At 66.2% G+C, this 23,171-nt stretch carries 29 protein-coding genes and 1 pseudogene; 13 read left to right on the forward strand and 17 right to left on the reverse strand.

The window, feature by feature from the left end; genetic code table 11:
- Positions 1 to 80: 80 nt before the first annotated feature.
- Together L324_RS31060 and L324_RS31065 are read right to left on the reverse strand one after the other, a co-directional pair.
- On the reverse strand, positions 81 to 1,430 hold the full coding sequence (locus tag L324_RS31060) for an amidase (RefSeq protein ID WP_037317132.1): 1,350 nt from the start codon (positions 1,428 to 1,430) through the stop codon (positions 81 to 83).
- 28 nt (positions 1,431 to 1,458) lie between these two features.
- On the reverse strand, positions 1,459 to 2,553 hold the full coding sequence (locus L324_RS31065; RefSeq protein WP_037317135.1) for an alkene reductase: 1,095 nt from the start codon (positions 2,551 to 2,553) through the stop codon (positions 1,459 to 1,461).
- Between the two features lie 67 nt (positions 2,554 to 2,620).
- On the opposite strand from L324_RS31065, the gene L324_RS31070 reads away from it, so the two are divergent.
- The 5 genes from L324_RS31070 to L324_RS31090 all read left to right on the forward strand — a co-directional run bounded on the left by L324_RS31070 (position 2,621) and on the right by L324_RS31090 (position 7,482).
- Entirely contained in the window at positions 2,621 to 3,034 is a 414-nt protein-coding gene (locus L324_RS31070; protein WP_037317138.1) for a MerR family transcriptional regulator, read from the forward strand.
- 141 nt (positions 3,035 to 3,175) lie between these two features.
- Positions 3,176 to 4,390, forward strand: coding sequence for a glycoside hydrolase family 3 N-terminal domain-containing protein (locus L324_RS31075; RefSeq protein WP_037317141.1), 1,215 nt, complete (start codon positions 3,176 to 3,178; stop codon positions 4,388 to 4,390).
- A gap of 99 nt (positions 4,391 to 4,489) precedes the next feature.
- Positions 4,490 to 5,428, forward strand: a complete 939-nt coding sequence (locus L324_RS31080) for a CE1 family esterase (RefSeq protein WP_037317144.1) — start codon at positions 4,490 to 4,492, stop codon at positions 5,426 to 5,428.
- Between the two features lie 107 nt (positions 5,429 to 5,535).
- A complete protein-coding gene (locus L324_RS31085) occupies positions 5,536 to 6,240 on the forward strand; it encodes a TetR/AcrR family transcriptional regulator (RefSeq protein WP_037317147.1) in 705 nt (234 codons plus the stop codon).
- 36 nt (positions 6,241 to 6,276) lie between these two features.
- Positions 6,277 to 7,482, forward strand: a complete 1,206-nt coding sequence (locus L324_RS31090; protein ID WP_037317150.1) for a cytochrome P450 — start codon at positions 6,277 to 6,279, stop codon at positions 7,480 to 7,482.
- Here the strand turns inward: L324_RS31090 and L324_RS31095 are convergent.
- Together L324_RS31095 and L324_RS31100 are read right to left on the reverse strand one after the other, a co-directional pair.
- On the reverse strand, positions 7,479 to 8,120 hold the full coding sequence (locus L324_RS31095) for a histidine phosphatase family protein (protein WP_037317152.1): 642 nt from the start codon (positions 8,118 to 8,120) through the stop codon (positions 7,479 to 7,481). The two genes, L324_RS31090 and L324_RS31095, sit on opposite strands and share 4 nt — an antisense overlap.
- A 95-nt stretch (positions 8,121 to 8,215) precedes the next feature.
- Complete coding sequence (locus L324_RS31100) at positions 8,216 to 9,013, reverse strand: TIGR03084 family metal-binding protein (RefSeq protein WP_037318684.1); 798 nt, start codon at positions 9,011 to 9,013, stop codon at positions 8,216 to 8,218.
- Positions 9,014 to 9,143: 130 nt separating this feature from the next.
- Between L324_RS31100 and L324_RS31105 the strand changes: the two genes are divergently transcribed.
- On the forward strand, positions 9,144 to 9,590 hold the full coding sequence (locus L324_RS31105) for a heavy metal-responsive transcriptional regulator (protein WP_037317155.1): 447 nt from the start codon (positions 9,144 to 9,146) through the stop codon (positions 9,588 to 9,590).
- A gap of 96 nt (positions 9,591 to 9,686) precedes the next feature.
- On the opposite strand, the gene L324_RS31110 is transcribed toward L324_RS31105, so the two are convergent.
- Both L324_RS31110 and L324_RS31115 read right to left on the reverse strand, forming a co-directional pair.
- The gene (locus tag L324_RS31110) at positions 9,687 to 10,241 is read right to left on the reverse strand and encodes an acyl-CoA dehydrogenase family protein (protein WP_235783700.1); all 555 of its coding nucleotides are present in this window, start codon (positions 10,239 to 10,241) and stop codon (positions 9,687 to 9,689) included.
- 208 nt (positions 10,242 to 10,449) lie between these two features.
- On the reverse strand, positions 10,450 to 11,001 hold the full coding sequence (locus tag L324_RS31115) for a DUF4190 domain-containing protein (RefSeq protein WP_037318688.1): 552 nt from the start codon (positions 10,999 to 11,001) through the stop codon (positions 10,450 to 10,452).
- A 224-nt stretch (positions 11,002 to 11,225) separates the two neighbouring features.
- Here L324_RS31115 and L324_RS31120 point away from each other — a divergent pair, with 224 nt between their 5' ends.
- On the forward strand, positions 11,226 to 12,425 hold the full coding sequence (locus L324_RS31120) for a sensor histidine kinase (protein ID WP_173426424.1): 1,200 nt from the start codon (positions 11,226 to 11,228) through the stop codon (positions 12,423 to 12,425).
- A 30-nt stretch (positions 12,426 to 12,455) separates the two neighbouring features.
- Positions 12,456 to 13,103 carry a response regulator gene (locus L324_RS31125; protein ID WP_037317160.1) on the forward strand — a complete coding sequence of 216 codons (648 nt, stop codon included), beginning with the start codon at positions 12,456 to 12,458 and terminating at the stop codon, positions 13,101 to 13,103.
- Here the strand turns inward: L324_RS31125 and L324_RS31130 are convergent.
- The gene (locus L324_RS31130) at positions 13,076 to 13,654 is read right to left on the reverse strand and encodes a hypothetical protein (protein ID WP_037317163.1); all 579 of its coding nucleotides are present in this window, start codon (positions 13,652 to 13,654) and stop codon (positions 13,076 to 13,078) included. The two genes, L324_RS31125 and L324_RS31130, sit on opposite strands and share 28 nt — an antisense overlap.
- A gap of 58 nt (positions 13,655 to 13,712) precedes the next feature.
- A complete protein-coding gene (locus tag L324_RS31135; RefSeq protein WP_037318689.1) occupies positions 13,713 to 14,549 on the reverse strand; it encodes an alpha/beta fold hydrolase in 837 nt (278 codons plus the stop codon).
- 259 nt (positions 14,550 to 14,808) lie between these two features.
- On the opposite strand from L324_RS31135, the gene L324_RS31140 reads away from it, so the two are divergent.
- Positions 14,809 to 16,002, forward strand: coding sequence for a type I restriction endonuclease (locus L324_RS31140; RefSeq protein ID WP_037318692.1), 1,194 nt, complete (start codon positions 14,809 to 14,811; stop codon positions 16,000 to 16,002).
- Here the strand turns inward: L324_RS31140 and L324_RS31145 are convergent.
- From L324_RS31145 to L324_RS41185, 9 genes and pseudogenes are all read right to left on the reverse strand, one after another.
- Positions 15,989 to 16,504 carry a winged helix-turn-helix domain-containing protein gene (locus tag L324_RS31145; protein ID WP_037317166.1) on the reverse strand — a complete coding sequence of 172 codons (516 nt, stop codon included), beginning with the start codon at positions 16,502 to 16,504 and terminating at the stop codon, positions 15,989 to 15,991. The genes L324_RS31140 and L324_RS31145 overlap by 14 nt on opposite strands.
- 1 nt (position 16,505) lies before the next feature.
- Complete coding sequence (locus tag L324_RS31150; protein WP_037318694.1) at positions 16,506 to 17,756, reverse strand: sulfite oxidase; 1,251 nt, start codon at positions 17,754 to 17,756, stop codon at positions 16,506 to 16,508.
- Positions 17,757 to 18,037: 281 nt separating this feature from the next.
- The gene (locus L324_RS41075) at positions 18,038 to 18,367 is read right to left on the reverse strand and encodes a DUF2283 domain-containing protein (RefSeq protein WP_051174187.1); all 330 of its coding nucleotides are present in this window, start codon (positions 18,365 to 18,367) and stop codon (positions 18,038 to 18,040) included.
- A complete protein-coding gene (locus tag L324_RS44150; protein WP_081736528.1) occupies positions 18,354 to 18,593 on the reverse strand; it encodes a DUF4258 domain-containing protein in 240 nt (79 codons plus the stop codon). Before L324_RS44150 ends, L324_RS41075 begins: the two co-directional genes overlap by 14 nt.
- Positions 18,594 to 18,599: 6 nt before the next feature.
- On the reverse strand, positions 18,600 to 19,010 hold the full coding sequence (locus L324_RS31160; RefSeq protein WP_037317169.1) for a DUF6941 family protein: 411 nt from the start codon (positions 19,008 to 19,010) through the stop codon (positions 18,600 to 18,602).
- A 573-nt stretch (positions 19,011 to 19,583) separates the two neighbouring features.
- The gene (locus tag L324_RS43750) at positions 19,584 to 19,769 is read right to left on the reverse strand and encodes a hypothetical protein (protein ID WP_037317172.1); all 186 of its coding nucleotides are present in this window, start codon (positions 19,767 to 19,769) and stop codon (positions 19,584 to 19,586) included.
- Between the two features lie 63 nt (positions 19,770 to 19,832).
- Positions 19,833 to 20,075 (reverse strand): annotated as a pseudogene (locus L324_RS43755) (winged helix-turn-helix domain-containing protein); the annotation flags it as partial.
- Entirely contained in the window at positions 20,065 to 20,910 is an 846-nt protein-coding gene (locus L324_RS41840) for a glycosyltransferase (RefSeq protein ID WP_081736530.1), read from the reverse strand. The gene L324_RS41840 and the pseudogene L324_RS43755, both read right to left, overlap by 11 nt.
- Positions 20,911 to 20,913: 3 nt before the next feature.
- Positions 20,914 to 21,714 carry a GntR family transcriptional regulator gene (locus L324_RS41185; protein WP_037318700.1) on the reverse strand — a complete coding sequence of 267 codons (801 nt, stop codon included), beginning with the start codon at positions 21,712 to 21,714 and terminating at the stop codon, positions 20,914 to 20,916.
- A 155-nt stretch (positions 21,715 to 21,869) separates the two neighbouring features.
- On the opposite strand from L324_RS41185, the gene L324_RS31180 reads away from it, so the two are divergent.
- From L324_RS31180 to L324_RS31195, 4 genes are all read left to right on the forward strand, one after another.
- Positions 21,870 to 22,208, forward strand: coding sequence for a hypothetical protein (locus L324_RS31180; RefSeq protein ID WP_037317175.1), 339 nt, complete (start codon positions 21,870 to 21,872; stop codon positions 22,206 to 22,208).
- A 271-nt stretch (positions 22,209 to 22,479) separates the two neighbouring features.
- A complete protein-coding gene (locus L324_RS31185; RefSeq protein ID WP_037317178.1) occupies positions 22,480 to 22,701 on the forward strand; it encodes a hypothetical protein in 222 nt (73 codons plus the stop codon).
- Entirely contained in the window at positions 22,698 to 22,940 is a 243-nt protein-coding gene (locus tag L324_RS31190) for a hypothetical protein (protein ID WP_037317181.1), read from the forward strand. The genes L324_RS31185 and L324_RS31190 overlap by 4 nt, the downstream gene beginning before the upstream one ends.
- Positions 22,937 to 23,155 carry a hypothetical protein gene (locus tag L324_RS31195; RefSeq protein WP_037317184.1) on the forward strand — a complete coding sequence of 73 codons (219 nt, stop codon included), beginning with the start codon at positions 22,937 to 22,939 and terminating at the stop codon, positions 23,153 to 23,155. Before L324_RS31190 ends, L324_RS31195 begins: the two co-directional genes overlap by 4 nt.
- Positions 23,156 to 23,171: the final 16 nt, after the last annotated feature.

A 23,171-nucleotide genomic window follows, 5' to 3' on the forward strand; every position in this document is an offset into this window, starting at 1 on the left:
GTGTCTCTCGGAGCCGCGGCCCGGCTTCCGCCAGCCAGTCCGGACGCTCGCCGGGGCACGACAGCTTTGCCTTACCCCTCTTAAGTACCTACGTGGGCGGCGGCCCCTCCCCGAATGGTGCGGGGCCAGGGGTTGGCCGCTTCGAGCTGGGCGGCGAGGCCGAGGAGGAGCGCTTCCCCGCCGGGTGCGGCGACGAGCTGAACGCAGGCCGGGATGCCCGAGGGGTGCACGCCCACCGGCACCGACATCGCCGGATAGCCCGCGAGGTTCCAGAACCCGGCGAAACCCGCGACGCGCACGGACGGCAGCACGTTACTGAGCCACCGGCTTCGGTGCCAGCTGCGGGCCTTGAGCGGAAGTGACGCGAGCATGGGCGTGATCAGGACGTCGTGCTCGGCGAAGAACTCTTCGGCACGCTCCAGCCAGCGCTCGCGGGTGCTCTCCCGGACCCGGGTCGCCAGCAGGCGGCCGAGCCGGACGTGTGCCCGCGTCCGGGGCTGAAGAGCGGCGAGGTCGTATCCGGCCGCTTGCTCGGCCGGACCCGCCACCCAGCGCGCGAAGAGGCCTCCCACGGCTCCCGCGGTGTACCGGGGCGTTCCGGGCACGACGGTGTGCCCGGACGCGCGCAGCAAGTCTCCGGCCCGCGTGACGGCTCGGCTGAACGCGCCCGGCAAGGGCGCCCTGGTCAACGGGACCTGAGTCGACAGGGCGACGCGGGACCGCTTCGGGTCGGTGAGGTCCGCCAGGCCGGGTTGTCCGGCGAGGACGGACATCAGCACGGCCGCGTCGGCCACGGTGGTCGTCATCGGACCGTGTGTGGACAGACCGAACCAGCCGTTCTCCCCCGGTATGCGGACGACGTCCTTACCCGGCTTGAGACCGACGATCCCGCAGATCGCGGACGGCAGCCGGATCGAGCCCAAGCCGTCGGTGCCGTGCGCGATGGGCACCATCCCGGCGGCGACCGCCGCGGCACTGCCACCCGAGGAACCGCCTGCGGCGTAGGACGGATTACGCGGATTACGCGCCGTCCCGTCCGGACCGTCACTCGACGGCCAAACGCACAGTTCCGGCACCCGGGTCAGGCCGACGATCACCGCACCGGCCGCGCGCAGCCGCCGCGCTATCTCACCGTCCTCTGTGGACACCGTCGAGGAACCCGCTCGCGAACCCCACGAGGCGTACTCGCCCTCGACCGCCGTGACGTCCTTGACCGCGATCGGGACCCCGGCCAGGGGCAGATCGGCCAGGTCCGCGCGGTCGGCCACCGCCGCGGCCTCGGCGAGCGCCTCCTCGGCCCGGACGAGGCGGAACGCGCCGACCACTCCGTCCGCCGCCTCGATCCGGGCCAGCGCCTCGCGGGTCACCTGGACCGGATCGAGTTCCTTGGCGCGCACAGCCGCCGCGATCTCCACTGCCGTCTTGACCATCCCCGCACTGTAGATCGGGCGGCGAAGATCAGCTGCGCGCCGAACAGGCGAACTTCGCCGAGTCCGGATCGAACGCCGGGAAATCGGTGTAGCCGTCAAGCCGGGCGCCGTAGAAGACGTCGTGGTCCGCCGCGGCGAGCGGAGCACCGAGCGCGAACCGGGCGGGCAGGTCCGGATTCGCGATGAACAGCCTCCCGAAGGCGACCACGTCGGCCAGCCCGGACTCGATCAAGGACTCACCCTCTTCCCGGGAGGTCGGCTCCTCGGAACGCAGGTTCGCGATGAGCGTCCCGGGCCACAGCGGCCGCAGGTGGGCGAGCGCCTCGGCCTCCGGGGTGTCGATGACGTGCAAATACGCGAGTTCGTACCGGCGAAGCTCCGCGAGCAGCCGTGAGTACACCTCCTGCCAGTCGTCTTCCACGATGTCGTTCTCCGGGTTGCCCGGCGAGATCCGCAGGGCGACCCTGGCCGCGCCGATCCGGTCGGCCACGGCCGCCACCACCTCGAGCGGGAATCTGAGCCGGGCGGCGACGGAACCGCCGTAACGGTCCTGCCGAAGGTTGGTGTTGCGGGCGAGGAACTCCTGGATGAGGTATCCGTTGGCACCGTGGAGTTCCACGCCGTCGAACCCCGCATCGACGGCCTGGCGCGCCGCCGTGGCGAAGTGCTGGACGACCTCGCCGATCTCGTCCTCGCCGAGCGCGCGGGGCTCGACCGTGTCCAGCCACTCGTCGGCCACGAAGATCCGCCCGGCCTGACGGACCGCCGACGGGGCCACCGGCGTCCGGCCCATCACGCCGGGGTGGCTGACCCGGCCCGCGTGCCAGAGCTGCGCGAAGATGCGGCCGCCTTTTCCGTGTACGGCGTCGGTCACCGCACGCCAGGCCTCGACCTGCTGTTCCGTCACCAGCCCTGGGATGCCCGGACCGCTCTTGCCGGTCCTGTCGACCCAGACACCTTCACTCACGATCAAACCGGCGCTCGCGCGTTGCGCGTAGTACTCGGCCGTCAGCGGATGCGGGACGCCTGTCATGTCGTCGGCACGTCCCCGGGTCATCGGGGCCATCGCGATCCGGTTCGGCAACTGGATCGCAGGGCCCCGGAATGCTTCTAGCAACCTCATGGACGCGAAGCTAAACCCTGACACCGGCGTCACGGTCAACCGCGGATTCCGCGGCTAATGTGGACTCATGCGGATCGGCGAGCTGGCGGAGCGGACCGGCGTGAGCGTGCGCTCGTTGCGGTACTACGAAGCGGAAGGGCTGCTGCACCCCGATCGCCGCGTCAACGGCTACCGGACCTTCACCGAAGACGACGTCGCCCGGGTCCTGCAGATCCAGCTCTTCTATTCGGCCGGGTTGTGCAGTGGCAAGATCGCGGAACTCCTGCCCTGTGTTTCCGGGGACGACACGCATTTGGTGCCTTCACCGGGGCTGACCGAGGAACTGGAGATCGCCAGGACCCGGATCCAGAACCAGATCTCCTTGCTCACCACCTCGCTGTCGGTTCTGGAACGGGTCCTGGCCGCGGCCAAGGGGACCGGCACCGCGGAAGTGCCGGTTCCTCCCCGGCCCGTCCGGCGACACCGGGGCATCCATGTCTGACCGCGCCCTCGGTTCGATAACCAGGCGGTAATACACGGCCCGCGAGCGGCGCAAGCAGGTACTAACAGGCATGCGAGCGCGTACGAACGGGCAACTGGGGTTACCGTCGGTACCGGCATGGACGACGACTGAAACGAGCCGATGAGCGCCGGGCGACCGAAGACGACGAAACGATGGGCGACCGTCATCCTGGGAGCGGCCACCGTTCTGCTCACGAGCGTGCAGTGCGGTACGGCGAACGAGCAGGCCGGGTCGGCACAGCCCGCGGGAACGGTGCCACCTCCGCGCGGCAGCGTTTCGAGCCCGCCGAGCACGAGGCCGACACCGCCCTCCCCGTCACCGAGGGCTGAGCAGGTACCCGTGTCCGGCTGTGAAGCCGTCATCGCCAAGATGAGCCCCCGGCAGCGGCTGGCTCAGCTGGTGGTGGTCGGCGTGAACGCCGGGGACCCGCAGGCGACGGTGAAGCTGGTGCGCGATCACCAGGTCGGCGGGATCTTCCTCGGCGGCAACGAGACGGCCCTGCTGCAGAACCGCGCGCTGGACGGGGTCCAGCGCGCGGCGAAGGTCCCCGTGTCGGTGGCGATCGACGAGGAAGGCGGCCGCGTCCAGCGAATCGACGCCCTCGACGGCTCCATGCCGAGCGCACGGAAGATGGCCACGACCATGACACCGGCGCAGGTACGGGCGAAGGCCGCCGAACGCGGCCGTCAGATGCGGAACCGCGGCGTCACCGTCGACTACGCGCCCGACGCCGACATCACGGAGCAGCCGGACCGCGACATCGTCGGCGACCGGTCGTTCGGTGCGAACCCCGAGGTCGCGCGCAAGTACGTCCTGGCGTTCGCCCAGGGGTTGCGGGACGCTGGGGTTCAGCCGGTGCTCAAGCACTTTCCCGGCCACGGGCACGCCACGGGCGACTCTCACAAGGGCTTGGTCCGGACTCCGCCGCTGGCCTCGCTGCGGAAGGTCGACCTGGTGCCCTACCGCGATATCGGCGAGTACGGCGACGTCGGTGTCATGGTCGGGCATCTGGACGTGCCCGAGCTGACCGGCGGCCTGCCGTCGACCCTGTCGGCGCCGGCGTACCGGCTGCTGCGGAAGGACTACGCGTTCGACGGCCCGGTGATCACGGACGATCTCGGGGCGATGAAGGCGATCACGGCCCAATACCCGCTGCCGACGGCGGTCCTCAAGGCCCTGCAGGCGGGGGCGGACCAGGCGTTGTGGTCCTCCGGCGGCAACGTCGACACGGTGCTGACCAGGCTGGAGCAAGCGCTTGCGTCGGGCGAGCTCCCGGCCGCCCGGGTCGATGAGGCACTGACCAGGGTCCTCACGGCGAAGAAGGCCTGCGGCTGACCCGCGAAAGCGCCGAAAACACAATGAACACAATGCTGACCAGGTCGGCGCCGGGGGTGACCCTGATCACCATCCCGTCGCCCGATCAAGGAGGATCGCGTGCCTGGTCCCACGAAGTCCCTGCGCCGTCTCGCGCTGACGGCGGCCGCCGTGGCCGGACTGAGCCTGTTCGCCGCACCGGCGGCGTCGGCGGCGCCGTCGCCGATCGACAGCCCGGTGCCGACCACCGGCTGTGATCGTCCGTCCCCGGCGCCCCCGGGCACGACGACATCGCGGACTCTGACGTCCGGCGGTCTGGTCCGCGAGTACACCGTGCACGTACCCGCGCGGTACCGGCCGTCGCGGCACTATCCGCTGGTGTTGTCGTTCCACGGCCACAAGCGGACATCGAAGTACCAGGAGGAGCTGTCCGGGTTCTCCGCCTATGACGCGATTTCCGTTTATCCGCAAGGACTTCCGGGCACCGACGGCGAGTCGGCCTGGACCGGCGCACCCTATTCGGCGGCCGCCGACGACGTGCTCTTCACCAGCGACCTGCTGAACACGCTCCAGCGGGAGCTGTGCGTCGACTCCCGCAGGATCTACGCGACGGGCAAATCGAACGGCGGCGGGTTCGTCGGCGTGCTCGCCTGCCGGATGCCGGGCCGGATCGCGGCCTTCGCCCCGGTCGCCGGGGCGTTCTACCCGCAAGGCGGGCGATGCGCTCCGTCGCGCCCGGCGCCGATCCTCGATTTCCACGGCACCGCCGACGCGACGATTCCTTACGGCGGGAATCCCGCGAAGGGCCTGCCGGCACTGCCGGACTGGCTCGCCGGGTGGGCGGATCGGAACGGCTGCTTCCCCGACCCGGTCCAGTACTCCCCGAAGACCGGCGTCACGGTCCAGCGCTGGATCGGCTGCTCACTCCAGCACTACCGGGTCGAAGGCGCCGGGCACGTCTGGCCGAGCACTGCACCGAACAACGACTCCGCCACACCGACCGTCATCAACGCCACGCCGGTCATCTGGCGCTTCCTCCTCGCCCACCGTCTGCGTTAAGGAAACGTCGATTTCCTTGCCGGGTTCGCACCCGCCGCGCTACCGTTTGACTGACCGGATGACCAGATGAGCAAATTTGGTCACGAAGTCAGAACCTGGGAGCGCACGTGGCAGAACGTCCGGACCGCACCGCCGGCCGCGCCGATCGCATCCTCGACGCGGCCGGCGTCCTGCTGACGCGGCTGGGCTATCGCAAGGTGACCATCGAGGACATCGCGAAGCAGGCGGGCATCGGGAAGGGCACGATCTACCTGCACTGGCCCACCAAGGAGAACCTTTTCCACGCGTTGCTCCTGCGTGAATCCCTTCGCGCCGCCGAGGCGCTTCTCGAAGGGGTGGCCGAAGATCCGGAGGAGGTGCTGCCCCATCGTTTCCAGCGGGCGGCCTTCCTGTACACCCAGCGGAATCCGTTGCTCGGCGCCCTCGTCTCCGGCAACACGGAACTGCTCGGCCGGCTGAAAAAGCACCCCTTGCAGGATCAGGACGCCGTCGTGACCGAGCGGTACCTGAAGACGATGACCGACCGGGGTCTGCTGCGCGACGACATCCCGAACCTGACGTACGTCCTGCGTTCGTCGGCACTGGGGTTCTACCTGATGGACAGCTTCACCACCGAGGGCGACGGACTCACCGCCGAGGAGAAGGCCGACGCCCTCGCGCACATCATCCGGACGGCGTTCGAGCCGCCGGAGAAACCGTCCCCGGCGAACCTGGCCGCCACCGCGGCCGAGGTGACCCAGGCGTTCCTGGATCTGATTTCGACCTATCGCGCCTGGATCTACCGGCAGGACGGAGCAGAGGAGCCCGTCTGATCCGAGCTCCTTCACCCGAAAAGAAGGGGGCACGTCATGACCACACTCGCCGAAAACTGGGGAATCCACGAAAGCCAGTTCTGGCTTCGCGGTGAATTCCCGGCCGACCCGGTCGGTTTCGATCCCGAAACGGGCATGTGGAACGTCTACGGCCACGCAGAGGCACTGAAGACCCTGAGCGATCCCAAGGTGTTCTCCTCCGACACCGTCCGTCTGGTCCCGCCGGAGATGGCACCGGAGAAGGACCTGTTCGTCGACGGCAACCTGCTCCAGATGGATCCGCCCGACCACAAGAAGCTGCGCACCCTGGTGAGCCACGCCTTCACCCCGAAGGTCGTCGCGGACCTCGAACCGCGGATCGCCGCGTTGACGAACGAACTCCTCGACGCCGTCGACGGCGGGGATTCGATGGAACTGGTGACGAGCCTGGCCTATCCGCTGCCGGTGATCGTCATCGCCGAACTGCTCGGCGTTCCGGCGAGCGATCGCACCCTGTTCAAGCAGTGGGTCGACACGATGCTGAACAACAGCCAGCAACGGTCACTGATCAAGCAGACCGAGGAGGACAAGAAGGCCGCCGACGAATCGGTCGAACAGTTGAAGAATCTGGTGAACTACCTGTCCGGGCACGTCGACGACCGGCGGCGGAATCCGCGGGAGGATCTGCTGACGAAGCTGGTCGAAGCCGAGGTCGACGGCGAAAAGCTCACGCAGAACGAAGTCGTCAACTTCGCGAACGTGCTGCTGCTCGCGGGACACATCACCACCACGATGCTGCTCGGGAACACGATGCTGTGCCTGGATTCCCATCCGGACGAGTACCGGCGGGTCCGTGAGGACCGTGCGCTGCTCCCGGCCGCGATCGAGGAATCACTGCGTTTCCTCAGCCCGTTCGCGCTCGTCGCCCGCGCCACGATGACCGAGGTCGAACTCGGCGGCCAGACGATCCCGGCGGACAGCATGCTCGCCGTCTGGATCGCGGCCGCGTGCCGGGACCCGCGCACGTTCACAGATCCCGGCACGTTCGACCCGGCCAGGACGCACAATCCGCATCTGGCCTTCGGCCGCGGGATCCACTTCTGCATCGGGGCTCCGCTGGCCAGGCTGGAGGGCAAGACCGCACTCGGCATCCTGCTGGACCGGTTCCCGGATCTGCGTACCGATCCCGGTGTGCCCCCGGCGTTCATCCCCAGCCCGAACATGACCGGGGTGAACGAACTCCGGCTGCTGTTGAAGCCTTAGCGGTCGGCGAACCGGGAGGCGAGCGGGACCACCACTCGCGGAGTTCGCTTCCCCGGCGTGTACCGCAGTTCGGTGATGTTGCCGTTCGGCACGAGGTAGGTGTCGGCGAACGTGCGGAATCCGCGCATGGCCTCGCTGTCCGGGGTGGTGATCCCGGTCAGCAGCGACCACATGACCGCGCGGATGAAGAGTCCGTGCGTGAAGACGGCGATCGGCCCGGGTTCTCGTTTTCCCACCCTGGCCAGGAATTCCTGGGTCCGGGTGAAGAGCCCGGCGAAGGATTCCGCGCCGTTCACCGCGTGGTGCGGATCGGCCCGGTCCCAGTACGCCTCGGTATACGGCCTGCGGATGGCGGTGGTGGTGACCTGTCCATGGAGTTCGCCGAGAAAGGTGAACTCCTGGACAGGCCACTCCTCGCGGTCCGCGCCGGGGAACCGCTCGATCGTCGGCTCGGCGGTCTGTCGCGCCCGCAAGAACGGCGAAGTCACGATCAACCTGGGCGGTTCGGCCAGCGATTCCGCGATTTCGGCGGCCTGCCGCCTGCCGAGTTCGGTCAGCGCCGAGGCCCCCGGATCGCCACCCGGGAGGCCCGCGTTCGTCTCGCTTTCCCCGTGCCTGATCAACCACACCCGCGCCACGATCGCCTCCTAGACCCCGAGTGCACCGACGATCGCACCGAGCGGAGTTGATCGCGACTTCCAGGATGCCGTAGTCGCCGTGGAAGTGACGCGGTTCAGCGGTCGAACTGCCCCGGCTCGCGTCCCTCACCCGCGGGACCGCGGTAAGCCTGCGCGATGTCCAGCCAGTGGTCCGCCAGCGCGCCTTTGGCACGGACGTCGAGGTCGTCGCGGTGACGGCGCCGCGTCACCAGAAGGCAGAAGTCCTCCGCGCTGCCGGTGATCCGCTGTCCCGAGTCCTCGGGCCCGAACGTCCACAGCTGCCCGGACGGCGAGGTGATCTCGAAGCGGAACTCCTGCTGCGGCGGTGTCAGGCCCCGCGCCTCGTAACCGAAGTCCCGCACCCGGACGGCGAACCCGACGAGGTACGCGAGCCGGTCGGTCCGCTCCGGGCGCACTCCGAGCGCGTCCGCGATGTCCTGGCCGTGCGCGAACAGTTCCATCATCCCGGCGCAAGCGAGGATGGCCGGCGGCAGCGGGTTGACCAGCCAGGGCACGACCTGGTCCGCCGGGACGGCGGCGAGCGCCTTGATCCCGGCGTCGCGTTCGGCCCGCCACCGGTCGAGCACGACCTCGTCGGGGTCCCCGAGGTAGTCGTCGAGGGCCGCGTTGACGGCGGCGTCGAAACCACGCGCCATCGAGGTCTTCGCGAGTTCGGCGAACTTCCGCGGTTCGGCCGCGGACAGCCCGGCGATCTTGAAGATGAAGGACAGATGAGCGATCTGGTGCTTGACCGACCATCCGGCCGCCGGCGTGGGGAGCGCCCAGCCCGCGTCATCCAGACCGGACACCAGGGCGTCGACCTGTTCACCCTCCGTGGTGAGGTCCCTGATCACGTACCGGAAGTCAGTCACCGTGCCGTCCTCTCGCCGTTTCCGCCCGTTCCGATGATGCGGGCCCGGCACGCGGTCGTCTTCTCCTCACGAGCCCCGACGAAAATCCGAGCTTGATTCTGGAGCCGGGTCCAGGTTCTACCCTCGGTACATGCGAACCGAAGCGACCACGGCGCTGACGATGTCCCAGGTGACTTCGCGTGCCGGAGTACGACCGGACACCGTGCGCTACTACGAGCGCATCGGCCTGCTGCCCACCCCGGCGCGGACGACCGGGGCGCACCGGCGCTACGACGAGGACGTCATCGACAGACTGAGGTTCATCCGCGGCACCCAGCGGCTCGGGCTGACGCTGACGGAGATCGGCGACCTGCTGAGCGTGCGCGACACCGGGGTGTGCCCGTGCGAACCCGCCGAAACCATGCTGGAACGCCATCTCGCCGAAATCGACGCCGAGATGGCGCGGCTCGGCGCGCTGCGCGCCGAACTCACTTCCATGCTGTCCGGGATGACCGGCGCGAGCTGCGCCGATCCGCTACCCGGCGCGTGGTGCCCACCCGACCGCGAACCCAGGAAGGAGGTGGCTGACCATGCGTAACGACGACTGGTGCGATTGCGACTGCGGCACCGGCTGCTGCTGACCCGCTTCGGCGGGACCGGCCGGGCTTGACGTCACCCGGCCGGCCATCCGAGGTCAGTCCTGCGGCAGGAGCACCGTCTTGCCGATCCGGTCCTTGCAGACTTCGGCCGAATAGGCCATCAGCCCGCCCGCCTGCGCGTCCCGGAAGAGCCGCTGGATCGGCGAAGCGCGCAGGAAACCCGATCCACCGCCCGCTTTCAGCGCCAGTTGGGCCACATCACGGGCGATCTCGTTAGCGAGCACCTTCGCCGTCATGGTCGCGGGCAGGAACTGCGGCGAGTTCTGATCCGCCAGCCACGCCATGTTCCCGGCGTACATACGCGCGGCTTCGAGGCGGGTGTGCACGTCCGCGACTTCGAACTGAAGCCATTGCATTTCGGCCAGCGACTGCCCCGTCGCCGGAATTACGCGGCCACGGGAGTGCGTGATCAGGGCGTCCTCCGCCGCGTCCGCTATGCCCAGGGACAGGAAGGCGAGCCCCGCCCCGATGTGGTTCGGGCGCCGCCCGGCCGACGGCGGGCACCTGCGGTCCTCCCGCAGAACCGTGCCTTCGAACGAGACGAGCTGACTTCGGCTGGCGCGCAGTCCCATGGTGTCCCAAATGGGCACGAAGGTCATGGTGTCGTCCGGGGAGACGCCGAAGAAGGTGGGCGCTCCGTCGACGAGTTCCCGGGCGTGGAAATGATCTCGCCATAAGCCCGGTTGCTGAGGTCCTCGCCACCGAATCGACCGGGTGACGTCGCCCAGTCGCGTGCGAAGCGCGAAGGCCTCCTCGCCACCCCGAGAATGGCGAAGGAGGCCTTTCACGGTCCGGCCGTCACACTCCGGTGCAGGCGGCCGTGGCGAATTCGCCGGAAGCGGTCTTGGTCGAAACCACCGCGCCGTCGACGGTGATCTTGCAGCTGACCGAACCGCCGGTCTCGCCCGTGCTGACGGTGAGCGTGCCGCCCTTGTAGACGCCCTTGTTCTCGACTTCCTTGTGCCACGGCAGCGCCGGAACCGTTTCGGTGACGGGGTTGAGCACCTCTCCGTAGATGACCTCGACGTTCGTGGCGTCCCCGGTGATCTCGTAGGACACCTTCGCGGTGCGGTTGAGTTCGTTGTTGACCTCGTTCACGGCCGCGTTGAAGACGAAGATCCACACCACGCACACCACGAGCCCGAGTGCGGACAGCGCGATACCGGTGATGGAGAGCCCCTTGTTGGAGGCTTTCCCGTTCTTGACGCGGACGACTCCGATGATCGAGAAGATCAGGCCGAGGATCACCAGCGGCCAGGCGATGACGCCGACGAACGGGATCGGGGAGAAGACCAGCCCCACCAGGCCGAGGACGAAGCCCGTGACGCCGATGCCGTTGCGGGGCGGCATCGGGGCGGCGGGGGCTTGCGGGGCCGGCGTGTAGGGGGTTTGCTGGGTCACGGGGTTTTTTCCTTTCCAAAGGGATGAACGACGCGGCATACAACCAGCGATCGCGGGGCGGCCGCGTCGTCCTCGGCGCTTGAACCCGTTACGACGAAAGTCGTAAATCGCGCTTCTGGAAGGACCTGTTCCGCTGATGCGAAACGCCTGGCGGGCCTGCGTACGCTCAGCGCATGGGAAGGCGTGTGCTCGGTGTGGTGCTCACCGTGGTGGCGGTCGCGGCATGCGTGATCAGCAGCATCTTCGTCTTCAGCGCCCAGGGTTATCTCCCGGCGACCAGATCGTTCGACCCGACCTGGTGGTCCGCGCTCGGCTTCTTCACCGGGATCGCGGCGGCGGTCATGCTCTGCTGGCGGCACAAATGGCCGGAGCTCGTCGTCGCGATCGCCTTGGTGCCACCGCTTTGTTTCCGGTCCGACGCGCTGGCCGCGTTGATCGCCCTCGCCGCGCTGGCCGCGCGCCGTCGCGACCATCTCCTGTGGACGGGATCCGTACTGGTCTATCTCGCCACGGCGTGGGCGTTGTTCGGTGACGCCAACCGCCATCCGGACGTGACCGTCGCCGGGCAGATCGTCGGCAAACAGTTCTCCGCGGTGCAGGTGATGGGGACGCTGACGGTCGCCGTCGTGATGACGGCCGTGCCGCTCACCGTCGGGGTCGTCCGCGGTATGCAGGACAAGCTCGCGGTCCGCGAGGCCAAGGAAGAAGAACTCCGCGCCGAAATGACCCGTCGCGCGGAACGCACGCGGATCGCTCGCGAGATGCACGACGTCCTCGGGCACCGGCTTTCCCTGTTGTCACTGCAAGCCGGTGCCCTCGAGGTCACCAAAGGACCGGCGACGTCGGAAGCGGCGAAGACCGTCCGCACGACCGCACGCCAGTCACTCGAAGATCTGCGGCAGGTCATCGGAGTCCTCCGCGACGGCCAGGGTTTCGCCGGAAACGGCGAGAACGGCCCCCATCCCGAACCGCCGCAGCCGACGCTGGCGGACATCCCCGAACTGGTCGCCAACGCCCGCCGGTCGGGGCTGGGGGTCAACGTGACGATCCTGCTGGACGACGCGGGCGGAGCGCCGGCGTTGCTCGGCTCGACCGCGTACCGGATCGTCCAGGAAGCGATGACCAACATCCTGAAGCACGCGCCTGGCGCCGCGGCCGAGATTTCGGTTCGCGGCGGGCCGGGGAACGGGCTCGTCGTCGAAGTCGTCAATCCGCTGCCCGCGACGGTCACCGCGGGGAAACCACCGGGCGCGGGCACCGGACTGACCGGGATCGGCGAACGCGTCAGCCTGATCGGCGGAAACGTCAGCGCCGGCCCCACCGAGGAGCGCACGTTCGCCGTCCGGGCTTGGCTGCCATGGGGACACCACTAACCTGACCGGGTGAACCAGCGCCCACTGCGAGTGCTGCTCGTCGATGACGACCCCCTCGTGCGAACCGGCTTGTCGATGATCCTGTCCAGCACGGACGACATCCGGGTCGTCGCGGAAGCGGGCGACGGGGACGAGGCCGTGCCGAAGGTGACCATGCACGCCCCCGACGTCGTCCTGATGGACATCAGGATGCGCCGGATGAACGGGCTCGCCGCGACCGCCGCCGTCACCGCGCTGGCCAATCCGCCGAAGGTCCTCGTACTGACCACCTACGATCTCGACGAATACGTCTTCGACGCGCTCGGCGCGGGCGCCTCCGGGTTCCTGCTGAAGGAGGGCTCGCCGCAGGAGATCATCGACGCGGTACGCGTGGTCGCGGCGGGTGAGGCGATGTTGTCGCCGCGGACGACGCGGAAACTCATCGGCCACTTCGTCGAGACCAGGATGAGCCCGCGACGACACCGCGCGCAGGCCGGGCTGGCCACGTTGACCGAACGCGAACGGGAGATCGTCACCGCCGTCGCGCGGGGCGGGACCAACGCCGAGATCGGCGCGGAACTGCATCTGAGCGAAGCGACGGTGAAGACCCACATCACCCGGATCTTCGCGAAACTCGACGCGACCAACCGGGTCCAGCTGACGATTTTCGCCTACGAAGCCGGGCTTGTCGCGCCCTGACGATCCGCGGCGAGCAGCCCGGCGGCGACGGTCGCCCAAAGCACCACCGCGCCACCGAAGCCTGGCACGAGCTGCCACGCGGCCGTCCAGCCCACGATCGCGAGCACGACGGCCAGCACGGCGACGGCGCACAACAGGGCGCTCAGCACCAGGAAACGCCGTGAGCCGAACAACTTCGCGAACGGTAAGAAGTGCAGGCCGACCACGAACAGCACCCACGCGGGCACGGCTTCCGGGACTTCGAAAACCGCCGAGAGCACCCGTGCCCCGGCGAAGATCCCCACCAGCATCAGCAGCACGGCGATGCCGTACTTCTTGCCGAACGGGCTGTTCTCCCGGCCTCCGCCCGCGGGCAGCCCGGCACCCCTGCGGGCGGTCAGGGCGATCCAGCCCGCCAATGCCAGCACCGCGGCGACACCCACGAAGACCAGCGGCGTCGATCCGGCGGAGGAGGCTCCGAAGAACCACCACCCGGCACCGAATCCCACCCCGATCGCGGAACTGATCAGCAAGGTGATCAGATGTCCTTTGGTGAATTGTCCGTCCGTCATCGCTTCCGGGTCTCCTCCTCCCCCCCCCGGCGGAACAATACTTGGGCGGACGACGGTGTCAGGCGAGTCCCGCGAGAATGTCCGCGACCTCCTGTGGCCGGACCAAGAACCCGACGTGGCTGCTCTCGACCGAGTGCACGTCGGTGGGGTTGTCCGGGGTGAGGGCGTCCGCCTCCTTGATGAAACGATCCTGCAGCGCGATCGGCATCGACCGGTCCTCGGTCAGCCTGATGTAGGTGCGCGGGATCCGGCCCCACGTGGCGGCGTCAGCGCGTTCACTACCGACATCGAGACTCTCGTCCGGCTCGAGGGTGTTGAGGTAGGCGAAGAACTCCTGCTCAGTACCGTCTTCGAGCATCGCGGTCTTCAACGCGGTCAGCAGCTCCGGGTCGGCGGTGCGCCAGTTCATCCGGAGCGCACCGAGCGCCGCGGGATCGGCGACGACGACCCCGCCGACGTCGTTGAGCGCGCTGCCCGCGTACTCGGGCCCCTGCATGTATTCGCCGATGGTCGCGGCGGCGCAGCACCACGCGGAGATGTAGACGATCCGGTCGATCAGTTCCGGGACAGCGTTGCCGACCCCGGTGAGCGTGGCCCCGCCACGACTGTGCCCGACCAGGATGACCGGCCCGTGCTCCGCGACCCTGCGCACGACCTCCACCACATGCTCGACGGCCGCGGCGTGCGTGGCCCCAGCCAGCTTGGAAGGCGCTGTGGCCAGCGCTTCGAGATTCTGGGGCGCCTGGTAGGCCGCCGGGAAACCGGCGGCGAAGCCATGCCCCGGCAGGTCGACGGCCAGGGTGCGGTGCCCGAGCAGGGCGAGTTCGCGCTGCAGCGGACCCCAGGTGAACGAGTTGCTGTTCGAGCCGTGTACGAGAAGGTAGGTCGGAGTCACGGTCCACATTCTGGCATCGCGACTTTGCCCCGAGGATCACGCGGGGCAGCTCATGGTTGCAAGCCGGATCGTCACGTTCCGAGGATCGCTCGTCCGGCCTTGCCGGCAGAACACCCGATGACATCCGATATCGGCGTCGAGTGACGAGATGTAACGCGAGGGCCACCGTCTACGACCTAGGTCCAGCAGCACAGCGAAACCACTGGGGAAGGTGCGGCCACCACGCACCTGGGAAACGTTCCGCATGGAGGACATCACTATGGAGATCGCAGAGCGCGCACAGGCTCTGGCTCTGAAAATCCGGAAGCACAAGGCCGACATCCAGACGGAAGAAGCCACCAAGAACGCTTTCGTGATGCCCTTCATCAGCACGGTACTGGGGTACGACGTCTTCAACCCCGCCGAAGTCATCCCCGAATTCACAGCTGACGTCGGCACCAAAAAGGGCGAGAAGATCGACTATGCCATCGTGCACGACGGACAGGTGCAGGTACTGGTCGAAGCCAAGAAGGTCAACGATCCGCTTCGCATCGAGCACGCATCCCAGCTTTTCCGGTACTTCGCTGTAACCAATGCGAGGATCGCCATCCTCACGAACGGCGAGACTTACCAGTTCTACACCGATCTGGACGCGCCGAACCGGATGGACGCGAAGCCTTTTCTGGTCCTGGATTTTTCGGACATAGACGACACTCTCATTCCCGAGCTCGCGAAGTTGAGCAAAGAGTCCTTCAACTTGGACTCGGTCATCAACGCCGCCGAGGAACTCAAGTACATCGGTCAGATCAAACGGATCCTCGCGACCCAGTTCAAGACGCCCGAGGACGAGTGGGTGAAGTTTCTCGCCGGCCGCGTCTACGAAGGGTCCTTCACCCAACGGGTTCGCGACCAGTTCGCTCCGCTTGTCGACAAGGCGGCACGCCAGTTCCTCAACGAACAGGTCAACGACCGCTTGAAGAACGCACTGGGCGGACCCGACTCCTTCGTCAGCGTTTCCGCTGGTGCGCCTGAACTTTCCGGGCAAGGTAGTCCTGCCGAGAACTCCTCCGCGGCTCCCTCGGAAGCGAGACCACATGACGGCAACGGGGACGTGGTCACGACTGAAGAGGAACTCGAGGGGTACCGGATCGTCCGTGCCATCGTCTGCGGAGAGGTCCCGGCAGCGAGAATCGTCGCACGTGACACGAAGACCTATTTCGGTGTGCTGCTTGACGACAACAATCGCAAGCCCATCGCCCGCCTGTGGTTCAACCGTTCGAAGAAGTACCTCGGCATCTTCGACGAGAACAAGGTCGAGACACGTATCCCCATCGCGACAGTCGAGGAGATCTACCAGCACGCCGACCATCTCCGGAAGACCGTGGCTCGATACAACTATCCTGTGGCCTCCGGCTCCAAAGCGGTCGAAGACACCGGGGCGAACGTCGTAGATTCGTCACTCAGTCCGCGATGAACACCTGCCCCGCCCCGTCGAACCGGTAACCGACCCCGCGCACGGTCGCGATGGGTGCCAGCACGGGTTCGAGTTTCCCGCGGATCTTGCGGACGTGGACGTCCACGGTCCGCCCGTTACCGCCGGACAGCCCCCACACCTGCGCCATCAGCGTGAGGCGGTCGAAGACGCGGTCCGGATTCCGGCTCAGGAACAGCAGGAGATCGAACTCCAGCTTGGTGAACTCCAGCACCTCGCCGCACAGCAGCACTCGTCGCGAGTCCGGCTCGATGCGCAGCGGTGGCGCGGACTCGCCGAAGCGTCGCCGTCGTCCGGCGAGTTCGATGACCTGCCCGGAATCCGCCTGGACGGTCCGTGTCGTCAGGGTCACCCCGACAGTGTCCTCAAAGGACTCAAGCAGGCGCGCGGCGATCGCGGCGGCATGCTCCGAGTCGGTGCTCACCCGCAGCGCCAACGTCAGTTCGACGGTCGGCTTCCCGGTCGCCACGGCCGGCTGCGTCATCTCACACCACCCGGACCGGATGCCGGACGACCGCGTCGAAAAGGTAGCCCTGCGTGTTGTGCGGAGTGACGTCCGGCTGGGTGACGCCGGAGATGTCCGCGGCCCGTGCCCGCAGGGTGTGCGCGCCGGAAACCCTGGGGCGCCAAGGGATTTCCCAGCCTTGCCAGCCACGATCCGCCGCCGCGCCGACGAACCTCGCCTGCCGCCAGCCCTTGCCCGTGTCGACTTCGACTCGCCGGATCCGGCCGTTGCCCGACCACGACCTGCCGCGCAGCACCTGCCTGTCGCCGACCCCGAATTCGGCGTTCCACGGCAGTTCGAACGCGCTCTTGACCGCCTGCCGGGTCACGACCGTTCCCTCCGCCGGATAGTCCGGTCCGAGCAGCCGGTAATACTGAGTGTTCCAAGGCGACAGCAAGGGCGTTTCCGAGACTTCGACGCGTCCCAGCCATTTGATCGACGAGATCCCGGCCCACGAGGGCACGACGAGCCGGACCGGATGACCGTGGTCCGGCGGCAGCGGCTGCCCGTTCATCTCGTAGGCCAGCAAAACGTCCTGCAGCGCCTTCGCGACCGGCAGCGGGCGGCGGACCTTGCCCAGGTTGACCCCGCCGGTCACATAGTCGGCGTCCAGTCCTTCCGGCAGGACGTCCACCGCGTGCCGCGTCAGCCCCGCCTTGGCCAGCACCGTGGCGAGCCGGACGCCGCGCCAGCGTGCGACTCCGATCGCGCCGAGCTTCCATGGCGTGCCGGACACCGCCTGTCCTTGCTGGCCGGTGAAGAAACTCCGGCCGTTGCCCGCGCATTCGATGGCGCAGGTGATCGTCTCCGAAGGCAACCGGAGCAAGTCGGCGTAGGTGAACTCGACCGGCCGGTCCGCGGTCGGCGCTCCGCGCAATCCGGTGCCGAAAAGCTTCAGCCGCCACGAAACGGCGTCGATCAGCGGGGTCGAAGTGTGGTTACGGACGAAGAACCTGTCGACCGGCGTCAGGTAACCCTGCCCGCTCAACGCCTCCCACCGCGTCTCCGCGTTCGTGCCGTAGACCTCGAAGATCTCCGGCGGCAAGGGCTTCACGATCGGCGCGGCCGCCGACGCCGTCCCGGCCGGGAACGTCCCGAACGCCGTCAGCGCGAGTCCGCCACCGGCCGCCAGCCGGAGCATCCTGCGTCGCGGCATCCCGTCACCTCGCGCCTGTCCCGTGCGCCGCGCGCGGTCGTGGGTCGCTTCGTCGGTCTGGCCGGTTCCGGTCATGCGGGCCATTGTCGGCAGCGGCCGTCCGCGCGGACCAGCACGTCCACAGAGCGGAACTGCTTGTGCCCCGGACGGGGATCGAACCCGCACTACGTCGATTTTGGCGCGGCACTGCGCAACTCTTGTCGTGCGCTGTCAACATGTGCCGCGACCTGCATGATTAGCAAATGAGAACGCTTGTTACCTGTCGCCCCTTGGGGTTGCTTGGCGCCAAATTCCAGGGGTAAGACAGGGACTATCCACGCCAGCGATCCAGAATGCGCAGCTTGTCGATGCGGGGATCAGGCCAGCGTCAAGTTGCGCTTCGTTGGCGCAAGTCGACGCGTCCCGGTTGCCGCCGACGACGCACGCGATGATGACCGCAGTGCCTGCATCAGGAGAGCAAAGGACTCAGCCCGAACATGGAACCGCTCGGTGAGGTCGTCGAGTGGCACAGACTTGGCGAGATCGAGTATCTCGATGCCGATGACCATGTTGTGCACGTCCAGGTCGACGATGATGTGATCACTGAACTCGACACTGCGCGCCACGTCGCTATCGCTGAACTGCAGGTATGCGGCTCCCGCATCCTGGTCAATCTCCAGTGACAGACTGGGCTCAGTCGTCGTCATCGTCGCCTCTCCACACTGTCGTAATGACGAACTTCATCGCGTCGGTGTCCCGATCGGAAGCAACCATCACCTTAAGCGTACGGCTTCCTACGCCTCCTTGGTAGACGGTAGACTCGCCGCTGACTATCCTCAGTTGCGGGTTACCCAAACAGGCACGAACGTCACTGTCCGTAATTCCGCGCTGTCTCATACGCCGCTTGGCATGACCTGAGTAGATCACCTGCATAGGCGCTCAGTCCTCCGGCCCGTTGATGAACCGGACATCGAACGGCAGCTCTTTGACCAGCTGGCCAGCAACGATGATCTGGACTATGTAGCGCCCCGCTGCCATAACAGGAAAGCCCATGTCAACCGCCATGACGACCGCAGGTTTCGTTACGATCTTCCTGCCCTCGACCTGCGGACTCACGGTGCTCGACAGGCCGAGCGCGAATGAATCGTTGCCTGGCTGATTGATCTTGATTTCGAGCGTCGTTGACGCTTCATCAGGCTCGAATGTCAGACGGAACGCCAGGGCCATTCGCTGCACCAGACCGGGTCCAGGAGCCTCGATCTGGTCGAACGCGCCGCCAGCGACCGTAAGCAGGCCAGCAGGATCGACGCGCGCATACTCCGCGAGCATCGCAAAATCGAGTTCAGCCACAGTCTGGTCCTCCCGGTTGCTCTCCCCAAGTCGATGATGACCAAAGGAACGTTACTCAGCCCCCATCTGCAGGTCATCACCCTGCAAGTGGGGGCCTTTCGTCCATCCCATCGACCTGGCGCCAGCCCGATCGAGCCTGTCAAGGGGGCACGAAGCTGCGGACGGAAGCTCATCGCCGGACTGCCCCCTTGACAGGCTCGATAGCCCTCAGGAGGTCGATGGGATGGACGACAGGCACACACGAACGCGAGTTCCGCGCTCACCTCGCCCATCCCGGAGACCTGCCCGTCCGGCGAGGACATTGCCCTTGTTGACGGAACCTCACCGCAGGGCCACGCCGGCATTGCCGTATCCCCTGGTCCACGGCTCGAACCCTTGTTGACGGCCCCTCCGACGGGTGGGCCGCTGGCTGGCTTTTCCACGGGCGACCGCCGGGGACCGGGCGCCAGCCCGCACGCCCCGGCGGGGCTTGCCCGTGGATCAAACACCCTGGCCAGCGGCCCCGGAGGGGCCGCCTTGAACAAGTAATGAAACTCTGAACACGCGAGCGTCATGACGGGCGACTGGATGACATCAGGCCTTGTCGATCAGAGCACGTAGCAAAGTGTTGATCTCGGCTATGCCCTGATTGACCTCGGCGAAGCTCCGGCGCGTCTCCGCATGATGCTTGGCTTGCATCTCCCGCAGCTCGTCCAGCGCGCGCGTGTAGGCGCTCGATGCCTCCTGGTTCCTGGCCTGATCGGACTCGTTGTCGAACATCGCTTCAAAAGGTGAATGACGGTCGGCAGACGGCAGGGCTTCAAGATCAGCAACGAAGACGCCGCGACGTCGGACGGACCGAACTAGGCCTTGACTTTGCAGGAGCCCAAGAGCCTTCCGGACGACAATGTCTGAGACCCCATGCTCGCTCGCAATCTCCGGGTAGCTTGGAAGCTGAGTCCCCGACCGAAGTTCTCCGGTGCGGATACGACGTGCGTAGGCATCTGCGATCCTGACGTATGCCGGTTCAACCACGAACTTGTTCCCTTCGTCGGGGCCTGGCTTAGGTTCAGACTCAAGCCTCATTGCCTCGCGTCATACGCGAAAGCCCCTGCGCCTGACGCGCCTCCGGCGGAACCGACGGGTCCACAGCCGAATCGTCATCATCGATCGGCCCCGGCAAGTACCGCGTTCGGTTGGCGTGGATCGCATCAACGCGCATCTGAATGAGGCGCCTGCGCGCCTCGTCTTCCTGCGGGTTCCAGTAGTCAGCAGAGGCGGTGGTCTGCGCAGAGTGCTTCCGATAGAGCATGCTTGGTTCGGCAATGAACTCGCCCGGAGTCACCGCTTCTGCGGCCAAGAGCGTGGCGATCGTCTCGGCCCCAGTGAGCGCCATCCACCCGCCCAGAGACCAGATGAGGTCAGTGTGCATCGCGACGTTCGCTGCGAGAACCGAGAGCCTGTCCTCTGCCTGCTCCCTATAGAAGCGACCGGGCTCAATTGGACCATTCGGCGGGTCGTACGGGCCTGGCGTTGTGGTTCCGTCCTCATGCAGATCAAGGCCCGCCGACACGCACCAAGCAACGCGGCGCAACGCGTCAATGTCCCGTGATAGTGCGCCGGGAAGTAGTACGTCATCTGCATCAACGTTGCGAATCACAATCCCCTGCGCCTGCGACAAGGCCATATTTCGAGTGACGGCGGCGCGACCAGCAAGCCCCGTGCCGTAATGCACGCGCGGATCGCCGTCAGGAAGCTCTTGTTTTGGTGTTCCGCTGTTGCCGTCTTCCTGTACGCACCACTCCCACGACCAGCCTTCGGGCATTTCCTGAGCACACAGGGACTCGTAGAGCTCCCTGAGGTAGTGGTGTCCGCCATCGAAAACGGCTGTTACCACAGAAATTAAGCGCGGCGTTGCCATTGCTTACTCGTCCCACTTTCGCAGTTCAGTGATGTAAGACAGTGAAATCCGGTCAGCCGGGGTCAAGAGTTCTGCTACATCTACCGCGCGCCCCGACTCGTCGTAGCTAATTTTCAAAATCGGAATGACGGGGACATTAAAGGGAATGTCATAGAGCGCCACTTCCTCCTCCGTGGGCATACGCGCGGTAACACGGTCCTCAATCGCGCAAACCTCTACTCCCGCCGTATAAAGCTGATGAAGCGTGCCGCCAGGCCAAGGTTCATTTGACGAGTCCAAGAGAGGTGGATGATCTTTGACTAACGAATATGGCAAGTAGGAAATCATTCTACTATAGCCTTCACCGTCACGATACTGCCGCAAATATGTCCGGCGAAGAACGTATTCATCCGACCCAAGACCCAAGATCTTGGCCACTTCGTCAGGCGGCGAGACAACCTCATAGGCTACAGAGTCGTCGTTGACTTCTTCAATTGACACATTGGCGTCACGTTCAGCCGAACCGCGACGGCGTCGAACGTCCTCACTCGCCTTAACGAGATCCTTCTCTTCCTGATAGTTGACGTTCGAGCGAGTCAGCTTCCGCGGAAGCGCGCGGACCCGTACCGGCTGCCCGCGCCCACCCGGAGCAAGGAGCCCCTCCCCCTTCAGGGTCTGCACAGCGGCGGACACGACGTTCTTGCCGACACCGAACCGCTCACGTAATTGATCAGTGTTTGGCAGCGTCTCCCCCGGCACAAACTTGCCGTCATGGATGTCCGCGCGGAGCTGCGCAGCTACGGCCTTCATGTCCATTCGTTCCATGACTCCATCCTCCCACATCATCCCGGGCAGTCAAACTCCATCCCGGGATGGGGTTGACAAGCCACGGATGACGATGGCAAGGTTCTAACCACACCATCCCGGGATGACGACCGGATACCGGGATTAGACGGCAGAACCGACCAACGGAGGCAGACATGAGGAACATCCCGGTGAACCTGGCGGGCTACCGGCTGACGGTCTCGGAGAACCCGGAGATGAAGATGCGCAAGGTCGACGGCCGTGAAGAGGTTGTGACCGACCGCGAAGGGGTCACCAAGTACACGGTGGCGCTCATGGTGAAGGCCAAGGGTGAGAAGGGCGAGGAGATCCGGGTGACCCTGGACGCCGACCCCGGCGAGGGCTTCTCGGAGGACGACATGACCCGCGTCGAGCTGATCGACCCGCGTGTGACGCCCTACTCGTTCAAGAACGATCGGGGCGAGACTGTCTCGGGTGTGGCCTGGGGTGCGGCCGGAATGAAGCCGCTGATCTGATCACGCGTCGCGTGAACCTGCCAAATCGGCAATTTGCCCGCTCGGGCACTGAATTCTTCTGATCATTGACAAATACATAGTGAGCCCAACTATGCCCAAAAACGCGCCTAATACGGCTACGCGCTTTGGTTCCTGACCTCATTTCGTCAGGGACCGGCGGGTGTATCCGTCCTAGCCGAAATGAGGTTTTGAGAATGAGCGAGCACGAAATTTTGGCCGCCCAATTGAACGAGTGGCCGTGGCTGCATTTGACAGAAGGGGATGAGCCGTGATGGACAAGGGTGACGAATTGGCGTCCGAGTTCGACGCGTTGATCGAGGAAATTCGGTATCTGGCGGAACGCGTTGAGCGTATTCGGACGAGCGAGACGCTTCATCAGCGGGCGGATTACCGGGTTCGGGGGGTCGCCTTGGCGCTTGTGGACGCTGCGGGCTCCCTTCAGTCTGCGGCATTCATTCAGGGCGACTGGACAACCGGAGGGAGCGACGAATGATCACGAAAGTATTGAAGGCTGAAATCGTGGAGGCGTACGACGGGGCGTTCAAGGCGCTGCAGAGTGCTGCGCGCAACTTGGAAGAGGTGGCGATGCTCGTGGAGATCGCGGACCGGGATTCCCGTCTCGCTAACCGCAGGATGCTCGATGACCTGGGAAATGTAACCGCTGAACTTGGCGTGATTCGTCGCCGCCTCGGAGAGGTCGAGACCTATGAAGACCGGAGGAAGGAGAAGTGAACGAACGTGTGAGTCTCCTTCTCGGCGCTTACGAGAGCACCTATCGCGGCGTCCGCGAAGTGATCCGGGAACTGGACCAGGCGGTGAGCTTGGCGCGCGGAGTGGATTCTGATGCGCGGTCTCGGACCAATCGAGTGATCGAAGAACTGATTGGAATCAACCAGGAAATTCACGCGATCGGAAAAAGCGTGGAAGGAGTGAAGAGCAATGGCTAAGTCTGCCGTGGACGCT

It is taken from the genome of Amycolatopsis orientalis DSM 40040 = KCTC 9412 (assembly GCF_000478275.1).
Lineage (GTDB): Bacteria > Actinomycetota > Actinomycetes > Mycobacteriales > Pseudonocardiaceae > Amycolatopsis > Amycolatopsis orientalis.